The sequence below is a fragment of the Bacteroides mediterraneensis genome (genome assembly GCF_900128455.1).
GTDB classification, from domain to species: Bacteria; Bacteroidota; Bacteroidia; order Bacteroidales; family Bacteroidaceae; genus Phocaeicola; species Phocaeicola mediterraneensis.
The window spans coordinates 1908587-1923069 of record NZ_LT635783.1 but is presented as its reverse complement, the minus strand read 5'-3'; the positions used below and the strand labels follow the sequence as shown (position 1 = coordinate 1923069).

Annotated in this window: 14 protein-coding genes; 5 read left to right on the top strand and 9 right to left on the bottom strand. The window is 52.0% G+C overall.

Annotated elements, in window-relative coordinates; translation table 11 throughout:
- Positions 1-57 precede the first annotated feature (57 nt).
- On the top strand, positions 58-855 hold the full coding sequence (locus tag BQ7480_RS07905) for an ADP-ribosylglycohydrolase family protein (RefSeq protein WP_072542431.1): 798 nt from the start codon (positions 58-60) through the stop codon (positions 853-855).
- Here BQ7480_RS07905 and BQ7480_RS07900 read toward each other — a convergent pair.
- The 8 genes from BQ7480_RS07900 to ppdK form a co-directional block, all read right to left on the bottom strand.
- Positions 834-2102, bottom strand: coding sequence for a FimB/Mfa2 family fimbrial subunit (locus BQ7480_RS07900; RefSeq protein WP_072542430.1), 1269 nt, complete (start codon positions 2100-2102; stop codon positions 834-836). The genes BQ7480_RS07905 and BQ7480_RS07900 overlap by 22 nt on opposite strands.
- A 599-nt stretch (positions 2103-2701) precedes the next feature.
- Positions 2702-3280, bottom strand: coding sequence for a hypothetical protein (locus BQ7480_RS07895; protein ID WP_235816655.1), 579 nt, complete (start codon positions 3278-3280; stop codon positions 2702-2704).
- Positions 3281-3353: 73 nt separating this feature from the next.
- Complete coding sequence (locus BQ7480_RS07890) at positions 3354-4055, bottom strand: hypothetical protein (protein ID WP_072542429.1); 702 nt, start codon at positions 4053-4055, stop codon at positions 3354-3356.
- A 255-nt stretch (positions 4056-4310) separates the two neighbouring features.
- Positions 4311-4982 (bottom strand): GNA1162 family protein, encoded by a 672-nt coding sequence (locus BQ7480_RS07885; protein ID WP_072542428.1) that lies wholly within the window; start codon positions 4980-4982, stop codon positions 4311-4313.
- Positions 4979-5326: a DUF4810 domain-containing protein gene (locus BQ7480_RS07880; RefSeq protein WP_235816654.1), complete on the bottom strand. Its 348-nt coding sequence runs from the start codon at positions 5324-5326 to the stop codon at positions 4979-4981. Before BQ7480_RS07880 ends, BQ7480_RS07885 begins: the two co-directional genes overlap by 4 nt.
- Positions 5323-5661, bottom strand: coding sequence for a hypothetical protein (locus BQ7480_RS07875; RefSeq protein ID WP_072542427.1), 339 nt, complete (start codon positions 5659-5661; stop codon positions 5323-5325). The genes BQ7480_RS07880 and BQ7480_RS07875 overlap by 4 nt, the downstream gene beginning before the upstream one ends.
- 2 nt (positions 5662-5663) lie before the next feature.
- Entirely contained in the window at positions 5664-6599 is a 936-nt protein-coding gene (locus BQ7480_RS07870; RefSeq protein ID WP_072543952.1) for a CsgG/HfaB family protein, read from the bottom strand.
- 162 nt (positions 6600-6761) lie between these two features.
- Entirely contained in the window at positions 6762-9488 is a 2727-nt protein-coding gene (ppdK, locus tag BQ7480_RS07865; RefSeq protein ID WP_072542426.1) for a pyruvate, phosphate dikinase, read from the bottom strand.
- Between the two features lie 232 nt (positions 9489-9720).
- Here ppdK and rlmD point away from each other — a divergent pair, with 232 nt between their 5' ends.
- The 4 genes from rlmD to BQ7480_RS07845 all read left to right on the top strand — a co-directional run bounded on the left by rlmD (position 9721) and on the right by BQ7480_RS07845 (position 13394).
- On the top strand, positions 9721-11139 hold the full coding sequence (gene rlmD, locus BQ7480_RS07860) for a 23S rRNA (uracil(1939)-C(5))-methyltransferase RlmD (RefSeq protein ID WP_072542425.1): 1419 nt from the start codon (positions 9721-9723) through the stop codon (positions 11137-11139).
- Between the two features lie 69 nt (positions 11140-11208).
- A complete protein-coding gene (locus BQ7480_RS07855) occupies positions 11209-12120 on the top strand; it encodes an RluA family pseudouridine synthase (RefSeq protein ID WP_210436351.1) in 912 nt (303 codons plus the stop codon).
- Positions 12121-12130: 10 nt separating this feature from the next.
- The gene (locus tag BQ7480_RS07850) at positions 12131-12754 is read left to right on the top strand and encodes an HAD family hydrolase (protein WP_072542423.1); all 624 of its coding nucleotides are present in this window, start codon (positions 12131-12133) and stop codon (positions 12752-12754) included.
- 214 nt (positions 12755-12968) lie between these two features.
- Complete coding sequence (locus BQ7480_RS07845; RefSeq protein ID WP_235816653.1) at positions 12969-13394, top strand: hypothetical protein; 426 nt, start codon at positions 12969-12971, stop codon at positions 13392-13394.
- Positions 13395-13593: 199 nt separating this feature from the next.
- Here the strand turns inward: BQ7480_RS07845 and BQ7480_RS07840 are convergent, their stop codons facing one another.
- The gene (locus BQ7480_RS07840) at positions 13594-14481 is read right to left on the bottom strand and encodes a F0F1 ATP synthase subunit gamma (RefSeq protein ID WP_072542422.1); all 888 of its coding nucleotides are present in this window, start codon (positions 14479-14481) and stop codon (positions 13594-13596) included.
- Between the last annotated feature and the right edge of the window lie 2 nt (positions 14482-14483).

Here is a 14483-nt window from a genome sequence, read left to right as displayed (position 1 = left end):
CCCCCTTATTCATCCATTTTTGCACTATCTTTACATCCACAAACAAAAAACTATCCCATGATTGGAAGCATTCTCGGCGACATCGTAGGCAGCGTCTACGAGTTCCATAACATCAAGACCAAGCGATTCCCCCTCTTCACCCCTCAGAAGGGATATACCGACGACAGTATCCTGACCCTCGCCACGGCCGACTGGCTGCTGCACGGCGGGGACTGTGCGACGTATTATTTCCGCTATGCCACCTGCTACCCGTGTCCGCTGGGCGGCTTCGGCGGACGTTTCCGCGAATGGCTACGGCAAGGACAGCAGACGGGACAGCTCCTCCCCTACGGCAGCTGCGGCAACGGCTCGGCCATGCGCGTAGGACCCGTAGGATGGGCATTCCGCACCGAAGAAGAGACCCTGGAAGCGGCCCACGTCTCCGCCGCCTGCACGCACAACCATCCCGAGGGCATCAAGGGAGCGCAGGCCACGGCCCTCTGTATCTTCCTGGCCCGATGCGGGAAACGGAAAGAGGACATAAAAAATACCGTCGAAGCAAAATTCGGCTACAACCTGAATTTCACTTGCGACGGTATCCGTGACTCATATAAGTGGGACGCTACCTGCCAAGGCACCGTGCCCCAGGCCATCCGTGCTTTTCTGGACGGGACGGGTTTTGAAGACTGCATCCGCAACGCCGTCTCACTGGGCGGCGACAGCGACACGCTGGCCTGTATCACGGGCAGCATCGCTGAAGCGTTCTACGGCATTCCCCTTGCCCTGCACGCACAGACGATGCATTATTTGCCGCCACACTTCCAGCAGATTGTGACGCAGTTTGAGGCGTTATATCATTCTACGGCAGTATCGTGAAGCACTCCCCATGCGTCGTTCAAGGTGACCAGCAGCTCATCCGACTTCGAGAGGTCGATGGGCGCATCCTTGTCGTCGGCACCCGGTTCTGCCTCCAAAGTGGCTGAGTCTTTTCCTTCCGTATTGTCCGTGAACAGTTTCTTACCGATGGAGTAGAAATTATTGCGGCGGATGTCATACTGGTATTTCGTTCCATCGCTCGGAGCCTGTGCCACAGTGACATTCAGCACTTTCAGCTCCTTGTTGCCGCTGCCCAAGATGTGGATGCTCAACGTCTGGCTGGCCACATGCTCCTCGTAAGGCAAGACGAAGCGGCCACCGAAAAGTGAGTGGTCCACACATTTCAGGGATTGGTTTTCAGGCATTCCGTCTGCCAGCTGGTATTTCTTGCCATCTCCCCCTTCTGCGTTGAAGGTATAGGTCTCACCCAATTTTGCTACCGAATAGTTGCTTGCCGCACTCATGGTAAACGTCAGCAAATCAACCGCCCCACTGTTGCCTGAATCCCACTTACCATTCAAATCGGCTGTAGAAGGGAAAGTAAACCCGCTGGCTTCACGGTTGGCTCTCACCACCACCTTCTCCACCTTCTCGTTATTGACGTAGGCGGGTACATTCTTGAAGTAGGCCAGCATACCAGCCACCTGACGCTCCATCGTCACCTTGGGCTGGGTGGTAAACTTACCTTCCTCCGTGGCAGATACCGTAACCGAACCGGCAAACAGTTCCTCCACGTCAAAGCCTGTCAGTTGCGTCTGAGTCGTAAAAGTGTTGCCCGACAACGTAGCCGCATAGGGGTCCGTATCTCCGTTATAGGCATAAGAAATAATCGTGTACTCCCCGGCCTTCAGGCCTGCCAGCTTGATTTTCTTGAGACCGTTCTCACGGCTTGCCTCCCCTGCACCTTCAGTGGAAACCGCACTGTTCCACGCGGCACCCGCCTCATCCATCGGGTCATTGCTGCTCACCGCCGCACCGTCAATCTGCGTCACAGTGACTCCTTCGGCCACAGCACCGTCTTTCAATACGACCAGCTTGTAATGGTCCACATTGTTGGCGGCTGCCGAACTTCCCACCGGACGCGCCGCGCGCGAATTGGCGTTTGTCAGACTAATTTCAATCATTGCTTCTCCTGGAGATAATGTGTCATCTCCGCCTTGCGCAGTTGTGGCAATTTCTTCGTTACTACACCCTGCCCATGCCAACATCAGCGCAAAAGCAGACATTTTGAATACATTTTTCTTCATAAGTTAAATTTAAAAATTAAAATCAAACACTCTCGCCTATAAAAACTCATTTTCTCCGCATGTTGTTCATGGGATTTTCACTGTCAATTTTTCGGCCTGAAGTGGGGTTTCTGGCCTTTCCGGGTGTCGTAGCCAATAAAAAGTCACTGATAGCAAACCAAATAATGCATTCTTTCTCTAGATTACAATTTTTTGGCGATTTGTAGGATTATCCGATTATTTTCTTTACATCCGCACGAATTTTACACTTTATAAGAATATAAGATTCCGTTTTCGGACAGATTTCATTTATCCATGTACCAATCTACCGTAATTCTGCCGTCCTTTTGTCGCCACAGAAGGAACTGTCCGGAATCAACCGGTTCCGGCTTCTCATCCGGCCCGTTTGCAGTCTGAAAATATGTGAAGTTTTCCACAGAAATTAAGGAATCTTTTCCCCTCCCAAAGTGCCTTTACGCTTCCCCAGAAAACGCAAGTGCGTTTACACCAAAACGTCCTTACGTTTTACCCAAAACACAAGTGCGTTTGAAGGAAAACGTAAGGACGTTTTTTCATCCTATGAGACCCGCTGATTCACAGGCGCTTGCAGAATCCGTCTCTCAAGCCGGGAAACCGCCCGGCACCTGGCTGAGCTGTACTTTCTCGAACTTGTAGCCCAGGCGTTTCAGCTCGATGGCCGCCCCTATGCGGAACATCGTCCGGCAGGCACGGGCAAACACGTGGAAGGCCCGCGGACTCTGCGGCTCAATCTGTTCGTGGCGGATGGCATCTACCGCATACTGCGCACAGCGGCGAATCACTTTCTCCAGACGAGCGGCCTCCGCCCCGTCGAGCGGCAGTCCGAGCAGGTCGTGCACAATGTGCTCGTCCATGTCGTCAAAGCCCTGCTCCCCGTAGTACGACTGGTAAGTGGCCTGCATGCAAGCCTCCCAGTCCTCGTCCCAGTGGCAGGCCACACCCAACCCCAGGTAAGCCGCCCAAGCCACCGACACCGTGGGATAGTCGGGAATCTGCTCCACGGCATCGGCCATGTATTCCGGCGCCAGGTCGTGCCAGCGCTTGTCCAAATCCTCGGTGGCCAGCAGCGTGCCGTCGAGCACCCCTTCGTGGGTACACAAATGCAGCAGGTTCTGCTGCAATCTCTCTTCAAAATGCTTCAAATATTCCGTATCAATCATGTTTTTCTGAATTTTCCGCCAAAGATAAGTGTTATATGAGACATTTTACACCTTGCGGGCGGATTTTTGCGGGTCATTTCCTCAGTTGCCGCATGACAGAAGGAATTTTATCTTCCAAATACGCCTGCCAGTGGGAAGGAGAAAAGCCCATGCTGGTGTGATGTATGGCTATGAAAGGCACCCGCCGTCCACCGGCACTCAAGAACCATCCCTCCCGCGGAAAGCCGTTGATGTAAACGGAATCATCCTGCCTGATTGCATAGTTCCCTTCTCCCAACCCTTCGATGCCGGTCTCGCTTCGGGTTCCGATAAACAAGCAAAAATCCGGCAGAAGCACGTCAGACAGGCCGGACAAGCATTTCCATGCGTTCATAAAATCCTCGTACGCCGGCCGTTCATCTCTTGCCCGCATCACGCGCTGGATGAAATTGTAGAATGCTATTTTGGACCAGAAATCTTTCCGGCTCTCCAGACTGTCTTTCCCGAACAGACTGTACAATCCGGCAAACATCCTCCAAGGAGCATCGGAAGTTATCGCACAGTCCACTACGGCTCTGGTGGCATCTTTCTCCAACAGTTCCTCCAAGGCCTCCTGCGAAAACTCGTTCCCGTCTGTGGCATAATGACTGTCACCCAGAACAAGCACCTTAGGAGCCTGTCCGGCATAACGTGCCCCTACCCACGGATACCTTTCCAGCCGTCCCGCACGATTTTCTTCCATCAGCACATCCAACTTACGGTCGAAATCCGTAGTCATAAGCTCTTTTGTTTCCATCTTTTTCTTGATTTAATTCCACATTCATGCTTCTGTTCACTGAGACAAAGTTATCATTGAACACGATAAATTTAGTGATTTTATCCGAATATTTCCAACCGTCAAAGGACTACATTATCCCTTATGCCAAACTTACGTCAAGGCAACAAAAAAGGGCGTGTTCCCGTCGGGAACAGCCCTTGAAAAAATGGTTTTTCTATAGAAAAACGATGCGTGACACAGTGCGCCTCACACGACCTTATAATTTTCGGAGAATTATTTCACAGTCGCTTTAATATAACTTTTACCAGCCTCCAGGTTCTGGTCTTTGCCATAATTGGGGCTGTATTTCCCCACAGGCATATCACTCAACACAAAAGCATTGCATTTTCTTCCTGCCACCACTTTATCTGTCATGGCAGTACTTAAAGCCGTGGCAGCCATACTTACGACAGTTCCCAGTAATCCGCCTCCTGCATTGACACTTGTGTCTACATTCATCAAGCCTTCCCTGTGGTAAAGAGTTTCTCCTGTAGAAGTGGAACGCAAAATATATTCTATGTCCACAGTCAGTTTTCCGGTCATCGTTTTCCGGCTCCAGGATTTTATAACCGTAAACATCGCCGCATCTGCTCCCAACACTTTCTTGAAGATATTTATGTCATTTTCCAGAAACATCTCGCTGTCGTATGCACTTTCTGTCTGGAACATCTCCATTGTCAGATAAGGTGAATACACATAATAGCCTTTCTCACAAAGCGGCATATACATCGTAGTATAAAAGAAATCTTTTGCTTCTACGGAATTCGTCTGATTGATGGGAGGCATGATAACTATGGAAACAGGTTTCTCCTCGTATAACTTAGCATACTGCTTTCCGCGTGTAATCGTTTCCGCACATGAAGACAGTAGTATAATAGCTAATGTAACAATTAAATAGTTTTTCATTTTTCAAGCTGTTTAATGATTCTTGAGATATATTTTTCCGACTCCGGATAAACCTTTATTTCTTCCTTCAAGAAAGAAAGGCCTTCCTCTTTCTTTCCGGTCCGATATAACATATAGCCGTATTCCGCATACAATCCCGGAGGAACGACCCCTCTGGAACCCTTTTGCTTGTCAATCATCTTTTGATACTGTTCCAGCACTTTCACTTGAAGTCCTTCCGTGCTTTTCTTACTGTACTGATAAGTCACGTCTTCATAATTATACCACGAATACAATGGCTTCACGGTAGTACAAGAAGCAAAAGCCAGCATACAAGTACCCATAAATAGAATTTTTCTCATCATGGCAATGTGATTATTTTAGTTTCCTGAGTAGACACAAATATTTCCTTACTATAAATCGATTTTCCATTGTAAATCACGTCAATCTTCTTCCGCCCGGTAGAAACCGCATACGATGTTCCCTTGCGATTGGCATTTTTAGCCTTGACGACCTTCGCCTCAAAAGGCTTTTTGCCATCCAGCATAACGGTCACTTCCTTTCCTGCATATTCACCCGGACTAGTGAAGAGCAAATAAGCCATGTCTTCTTTTCCACTTTCCTGAGCCACAGGATAATGAGCCTTGCATCCGCACAGCAATGCAACCAGCCCAACAATCATCCATAATCTTGTTTTCATAATTACTTGGATTCTTCAATATAATATTCACTTAGTTTCGTTGCATCAATCGGAGCCGTGGCTGATACCTCCACAAAAGAATATTCAGTTTCCGGAGTATCGCCCCCTGTAGATATCACCTTGACCGTACCTATTTTCTTTCCTGGCAATTCAATCATCAAACCCGTCTGAGGATTTTTCACTTTCTTACCTTTTGACTTCACGCAGAATACATCCCCTTCTTCTATGCCTTGACTTTTTCCACCTGCAATCAACACCGCATCCGTATCATAAGAAAGGAAATAAGTTCTCCATGGTTTGTCTGTACATTTATTAATGATATTCTCCACCAGCTGTCCAATGGCTTCAGAAATGGCCTTGTCACTCAGTGTGGCATCAAAATCAGCACGTCCACCTATACCCATAGTTGTCTTAGTGGTCAAATCGGCAGAACCTTTTGCCTCATCCGAATAAATGATCAGGCCTGTAGACACATCTACCAGACGAATAGCTACCGCCGCCTCCACGGTCTGTGTTTTTGTGGTGGTAAAGACACCCGATTTCCCGGTATTCTTCCGGCCAAATTCCGTGATGGAACCAATAATCATATAATCAGCTCCGACCGTGGCCAAACCGTTCTCGCCCTTTTGGGCTTCTTCAAGCAAAGTGGACAAATCGCTTCGCTCCAACAGCAGGAATTTTCCGGAAGCAGCCAGCTTAGCTGAAAGAATATCCAGCGCTTGTTTGCCCATCGGATCATTCTCTTTATCATAGAATATGCCCTTCGCATATTGCGTTTCATTTGAGAACCGTCCTATTGCCACTTTACGCTTAATTACTTTCCCGCTAGTAGCTGCTTGTGTTTCTTGCGGGGTTTCTACTACCTCAACTTTTCTTTGAGCGTAACTCATGTCGGCCAACAAGCATGCACACACAGCAAACAAACAAATTCTTTTCATCATACTTCATACTTTTTTAATCTATAATCAATATCCTGAGGTAAGTTTAGACATCCTTATTCAAGGGATATGTCAAACTGTAAAAACAAATGAAGAAAAAAAAGCTTCAGGGATTTCTTTCGACAATTATCCCCAAAGCTTTTCCATAAATTCAATAAAATATTACTTCATCTCTTCAATAGCAGCCTGCGCGGCAGCCAGTCTTGCGATAGGCACGCGGAACGGAGAGCAGCTCACGTAATCCAAACCTACCTTGTGGCAGAACTTCACGGAAGTCGGTTCACCGCCATGCTCGCCGCAGATACCGCATTTCAGGTCGGGACGTACCGAACGGCCTTTGGCTACGGCCATCTCGATGAGCTGTCCCACTCCGTTCTGGTCGAGCACCTGGAACGGGTCTACCTTCAGAATCTTCTTCTCCAGGTACACCGGCAAGAAGGAAGCAATGTCGTCGCGCGAATAACCGAAGGTCATCTGTGTCAGGTCGTTCGTACCGAAAGAGAAATATTCGGCGTGTGAAGCGATGCGGTCGGCGGTCAGTGCGGCACGCGGCACCTCAATCATGGTACCCACCTTGAACGGGATTTCCACACCTTCTTCCTTGAACAGACGGGCAGCCGTTTCACGGATCACCTTTTCCTGTGCCTCGAACTCATACAGGATACCGATGAGCGGCACCATGATTTCCGGATGCGGGTCGTAGCCTTCCTTCTTCAGCTCGCAGGCGGCACCCAGGATGGCGCGGGTCTGCATTTCGGTGATTTCCGGATAGGTATTTCCCAGACGGCAGCCGCGGTGACCCAGCATCGGGTTGTGCTCGCAGAGGTTGTCCACACGCTGGCGGATGTATTCCACGGTCACTCCCATGGCCTCGGCCATCTCTTCCTGACCCTTCAGGTCGTGCGGCACGAACTCATGCAACGGCGGGTCGAGCAGACGCACGTTGACCGGCAGTCCGTCCATGGTCTTGAAAATTTCCTTGAAGTCGGCTTTCTGGTAAGGCAACAGCTTGTCGAGGGCTTTCTTGCGGCCTTCCACATCCTCGGCCAGAATCATTTCGCGCATGGCGATAATCTTTTCGTCGTCGAAGAACATGTGTTCCGTACGGCAGAGTCCGATACCCACGGCACCGAAACCGCGGGCATCCTGTGCGTTGCGCGGCGTGTCGGCATTGGTACGCACTTTCAGGCGGGCGTACTTGTCGCAGAGTTCCATCAGTTCGGCAAAGTTGCCCGACAGCTTGGCCGGCTGGGTCGGGATTTCTCCGGCATACACATAACCGTTGGTTCCGTTAATGGAGATGTAGTCGCCTTCCTTCAGCACCACCCCGTCGATTTCCACCGTACGGGTCTTGTAGTTCACGTTGATGGCTCCGGCACCGGATACGCAGCACTTACCCATACCGCGGGCTACGACGGCTGCATGCGAGGTCATACCTCCGCGGGCGGTCAGGATACCTTCTGCAGCCTGCATACCGGCCAGGTCTTCCGGTGAAGTCTCGATACGTACCAGCACCACGCGATGACCGCCGTCATGCCATTCGGCCGCATCTTCGGCAAAGAAGACGATACGTCCGCAGGCAGCTCCCGGAGAGGCCGGCAGACCGCGGGTCAAAACGCGGGCACGTCCCAGCGCTTCCTTGTCGAACACCGGATGCAGCAGTTCGTCGAGCTTGTTCGGCTCGCAACGCATCAGGGCCGTCTTTTCGTCAATCATGCCCTGGTGCAGCATTTCCATGGCGATGCGTACCATAGCGGCACCCGTGCGCTTTCCGTTACGGGTCTGGAGGAACCAGAGCTTGCCTTCCTGTACGGTGAACTCCATGTCCTGCATGTCGTGGTAATGGTTTTCCAGCTTGGTCTGGAGCTCGTCGAGTTCCTTGTAGATGGCGGGCATGGCTTCTTCCATGGAAGGATACTTGGCCACACGTTCCTCTTCCGAGATGCCCTGCAGTTCGGCCCAGCGCTGAGAGCCGATTTTCGTAATCTGCTGCGGCGTGCGGATTCCGGCCACCACGTCCTCACCCTGGGCATTGATCAGGTATTCACCGTTGAACAGGTCTTCTCCGGTAGCGGCGTCGCGTGAGAAGCAGACACCTGTGGCCGATGTCTCGCCCATGTTACCGAAGACCATGGCCTGCACATTCACGGCTGTTCCCCACTCTGCCGGGATGCCTTCCATCTTGCGGTAGAGGATGGCACGCTCGTTCATCCACGAATCGAATACGGCACAGATGGCGCCCCACAGCTGTTCGTAGGCGCATGACGGGAATTCCTGTCCGGTCTGTTTCTTCACGGCTTCCTTGAAGCGGACCACCAGCGTCTTCAGGTCGTCCACGTCGAGTTCGTTGTCCAGACGCACGCCCTTGGCCTTCTTCACGTCCTCGATGATGGCTTCAAACGGGTCGATGTCTTCCTTGTTCACGGGTTTCATGCCCAGCACCACGTCGCCGTACATCTGCACGAAGCGGCGGTAAGAATCCCAGGCGAAGCGCGGGTTGCCGGTCTTGCGGGCCAGTCCCTCTACCACCTCGTCGTTCAGTCCCAGGTTCAGGATGGTGTCCATCATTCCCGGCATGGATGCTCTGGCACCCGAACGTACGGAAACGAGCAGCGGGTTTTCCACCTCGCCGAACTTCGACTTCATCAGGCTCTCCACGCCCTTGATGGATTTCTCCACGTCGTCTTTCAGCAAGGCAACCACATCGTCTTTTCCTTTCTCAAAATATTCGTTGCAGACCTCCGTGGTGATGGTAAATCCCGGAGGTACAGGTACACCAATCAGATTCATTTCGGCCAGGTTTGCCCCCTTTCCACCCAGCAAGTTTCTCATGTCAGCTTTTCCTTCGGCATGTCCGTTCCCGAAGGTGTAGACTCTTTTCTTTTCCATGTTTTCTTATTTGATAAGGTTGAATAATTTTTTTCCGTTGGTTAACGAGTGTGTTTTTCGTTGGTCAACGGCGCAAATCTATACATATTTTATTACATTCCAAATTTTACAAAGATATTTTTCGACATATTTTGCAACATAGACTTTACAAAATCAACTTCTTCCCAAAACATAGCAGAATGTCAGGAAAAATATATAAATTTGCTCCCAAATTGGTTTTATTAAAAAAAACGTGGCAAGAAAGAAAAAAGAACTTCCCTTATTGGAGAAGGTAACGATAACAGATGTAGCCGCAGAAGGCAAGGCCGTGGCTAAAGTGAATGAACTGGTAGTGTTTGTCCCGTATGTAGTGCCGGGCGATGTAGTCGATTTGCAGGTGAAACGCAAGAAGAACCATTACGCCGAAGCGGTGGCCGTGAAGTTCTACGAGAAATCTCCCCTGCGTGTGGAGCCATTCTGCAGCCATTTCGGCGTGTGCGGAGGATGCAAATGGCAGTGTCTGTCGTACGAAGAGCAGCTCAGGTACAAGCAGAAACAGGTGTTCGACAACCTCACCCGCATCGGGAAGGTGGAACTACCGGAATTCCGTCCCATCCTGGGTTCGGAAAAGACCCGCTTCTACCGCAACAAGCTGGAGTTTACGTTCTCCAACAAGCGCTGGCTCACCGAAGAGGAGGTGAAGCAGGACGTGAAGTACAACCAGATGAACGCGGTGGGATTCCACATCCCGGGAGCGTTCGACAAGGTGCTGGCCATCGACAAATGCTGGTTGCAGGACGACATCTCCAACCAGATTCGCAACGCGGTGCGCGACTATGCCTATGCGCACAATTTCCCGTTCTTCGACCTGCGCTCGCAGGAAGGCTTGCTGCGTAACATCATGATCCGCACCTCGTCTACGGGCGAACTGATGGTGGTGCTTCAGTGCAAGGTGACGGGCGACGACGACCGCCGCAAGATGGAGGAAATCCTGCAGTTCATGGCCGACACGTTCCCGCAGATTACCTCGCTGATGTACGTCATCAACAACAAGTGCAACGATACCATCGGCGACCTCGACGTGGAGGTGTTCAAAGGCAACGACCACATCTTCGAGGAGATGGAAGGACTGCGCTTCAAGGTGGGACCGAAATCGTTTTACCAGACCAATTCCGAACAGGCTTATAATTTATATAAGGTGGCACGCGAGTTTGCCGGACTCACGGGCAACGAGCTGGTGTACGACCTCTACACGGGTACGGGCACCATCGCCAACTTCGTGGCACGGCAGGCACGCAAGGTGGTGGGCATCGAGTATGTGCCCGAAGCCATCGAGGATGCCAAGGTGAACTCGGCCCTGAACGGCATCGACAACACGCTGTTCTATGCGGGCGACATGAAGGACATCCTCACCAACGACTTCATCGCGGAGCACGGACGCCCGGATGTCATCATCACCGACCCTCCCCGCGCGGGCATGCACAACGACGTAATCGACGTGATTCTGGCCGCCGAGCCGAAGCGTATCGTCTACGTGAGCTGCAACCCGGCCACACAGGCACGCGACCTCCAGCTGCTCGACGGCAAGTACAAGGTGACTGCCGTACAGCCGGTCGACATGTTCCCCCACACGCACCACGTGGAGAATGTGGTCCGCCTGGACAGACGCTGAACGCACGCACCTTATTCCCGAACCGATAACTAACCAAAGATTACGATACACAAAGTGGCAAGAAAAAATATGAACGGCAACGGACGGCGCCCCTTCCCGCGGGCTGCCGCCAAATATACGGTCTATCCGGTCACCGAGCCGGCGGAACTGATGGAGTTCCTCATGAAGAAGATGGCGGGCATCAGCCGCACGCGCGTGAAGGCCTTGCTGACCAACCGCGTGGTACTGGTGGACAACAACATCCAGACACAGTACAACTATCCCCTCAAACCGGGCATGAAGGTGCAGGTGAGCCGGGAAAAGCATAACCACGAGTTCCGCCATCCGATGCTGAAGATTCTCTACGAGGATGCGTATCTCATCGTGGTGGAGAAGAAAGAGGGACTGCTCTCCGTGGCCACCGACCACCAGAAGGAACGTACCGCACAGCATATCCTCAACGAGTATGTGAAACGGGAACACCGCAACAACCGCATCTTCGTGGTGCACCGCCTCGACCGTGAGACGTCGGGCATCATGATGTATGCCAAGGACGAAAAGACGCAGCACACGCTCCGCGACAACTGGCACGACATTGTGTACGACCGCCGCTACGTGGCCATCGTCATGGGCGACATGGAGAAAGACCAGGGCATGGTACGTTCCTGGCTCACCGACCGCAAGCTGTATGTCAGCTCCTCGCCGGTAGACGACGGAGGAAAGCTTTCCATCACGCACTACCGCACCATCAAGCGGGCCAACGGCTACTCGCTCGTGGAACTGCAGCTGGAAACGGGCCGCAAGAACCAGATCCGCGTTCACATGCAGACGCTCGGACATCCGATTGTGGGCGACGCACGCTACGGCTGTGAATCCGACCCGCTCGGACGCCTGGCGCTTCATGCCTTCAAGCTCTGCTTCTACCATCCGCTCACGGGCGAACGCATGGAATTTGAAACGCCCTACCCCGGCCCGTTCAAGAACCTGATGCTGAGAAAATAAAAACGACATTATGATAACGAACCTGATTTTCGATTTCGGAGGGGTCATCGCCCCCATCAGCCGCGAAAAGGCGGTCGAGGCTTTCGAACGCCTGGGACTGGCCGATGCCGACCAGCGTCTGGACAAGTATCACCAGACGGGCATCTTCCAGGAACTGGAGGAAGGAAAGATTTCTCCCGACGAATTCCAGCAGAAGCTGGGCGAGCTCTGCGGACATACACCCGACTGGAACGAGACCCGCCAGGCATGGATGGGTTACTTCACGGGACTGGACGAACGCTTGCTCGACTGTCTCAAGGAACTGCGCAAACGCTACAAGCTGTTCGTGCTGAGCAACACCAACCCTTACGTGATGGACTGGGCGTGCAGTCCGGAATTCTCCTCGAAGGGAAAACCGCTGACGGAGTATTTCGACAAGCTCTACCTGTCTTATCAGATTGGCGTGACCAAACCCGACCGACGGATTTTCGACTTCCTGATAGCCGATGCCGGCATCGACCCGGCAGAGTCGCTCTTCGTGGACGACGGACCGGGCAACGTACAGGCGGCACGCGCCCTGGGCTTCCAGACTTACTGCCCGCGCAACGGAGAAGACTGGCGCGATGCACTGGCAGCCTTGCTTCAAAAACCCTGACCTATATACATATCCATCAATATAGGAATAAAAAAGCCTGCCCTAGTTTTTTATGGCTCTGCATCCTACCCCATCTGGATTGCAGGGCCTTTTTTTGCGCCAATCCCTACCTGCCATAGGGAAATTCCCCTCCACGAATAGGAAAAATCATTCGTTTGTATGCTTTTTTTCGGATACCTTTGTCACATAAGGAAAACCAAAAACACCAAGAGTTATGAAAACAAAGGCACGAAAATTCATGTATATAGCGATGCTGCTCACGCTGACACTCGCCTTCCCGTCTTGCGACGTGGAACTGGAGCTGGGAAACCACTCTCTTGAATACCGCGAACGCACGGCCTACCTCTGCAGCTCCGACTGGCAGGACGACTGGTACGACGACTACGGATACCACCGCTTCCAAGTGCTGCGCTTCTATCCCGACGGCACGGGCGAAGACTACCTCCGTGTGCAGGATGCCTACGGACGGTGGGACGAATACCGCTACACCTTCGTATGGGACTGGTACGACGCGTTCTACACCAGCATCCGGCTCAACTACGGCGGGGGCGATTTCTCCTACATGGACAACATCCGCCTCGGCGACGGACGCCTGGAATGTCAGCTCGACGGCAGCTGGGTGAGCTTCTATAATTATTAAAAAGAGATGAAAAGAAAAAAAACACGACAAGAGATGAACAAAGTGACAACCAGATTGTTATATAAATAAATCACCAAGCAATTTCATGTTTTCTTTTTAAGATAATTAATTTTTTAGTTTATTCGTTCAAAAAAAAACGTATCCTGCCGAAAGGCAGCGATACGTTTTTTTATGCAGTGCAAGAGCGCCGCACCGGGGGTCAGGCCATTGTCCCGCCCACGATATCCAGCAGCTCATTCGTGATGGCCTGCTGGCGGCTCTTGTTGTAAATCAAGGTCAGTTCCTGTATCAAGTCATTTGCATTATCCGTGGCAATCTGCATGGCCATCGTACGGGCAGCATGTTCCGAAGCCGTAGAGTCGAGCAGCACGGTGTAAATCTTCAGGCGGAGCACCTTCGGCAGGAGTTCCTGCATCACCTGTTCCGGCGAGGGTTCGATGATGTAGTCGGCCTGCATTTCGTCGGCAGCCTCTTCCGTGTCGTCCGTCTTCGCCGCATTCAGTTCCAGCGGGAGATACGTCTCGCGGGTCAGCACCTGCGAAGAGGTCGACTTGAAGTGGTTGTACAGCAGCTCCACCTGCTGGATTTCACCGGCGGCAAAGCGCTGCATCAGGTCGGCGGCCAGGTCGGCAGCCTCCTTGTAGTTCGGTTTCCCGCTCATGTGCTGGTAATCCCCGGCCGATACCACGCCATCCATCTTCTTCACCGCGTCGGCCACCTTCCGGCCCACCGGGTAAATCACGATGTTCTCGCGGCCCACCTTCCGGGCATATTCCTCCACCACCTCGTGCAGGTGACGGATTACGTTCACGTTGAATCCGCCGCACAAGCTGCTGTTGGATGCAAATACGACAACGGCCACTTTCTTCACTTCACGCTTCACTGCAAAAGGCGACTCCACGGTCAGCCCCGCACTCAGGAAATGTTCGAGCATGCGGTGCAGCCGGCGCTCGTAAGGAAGCATGTTTTCAATGGCCTCCTGCGCCTTGTGCAGTTTCGACGAGGCCACCATCTTCATCGCCGAAGTAATCTTCAGCGTGCCGTTGATTGAGTTGATTCTTCCTTTAACTTCTTTCAGTGATGCCATGA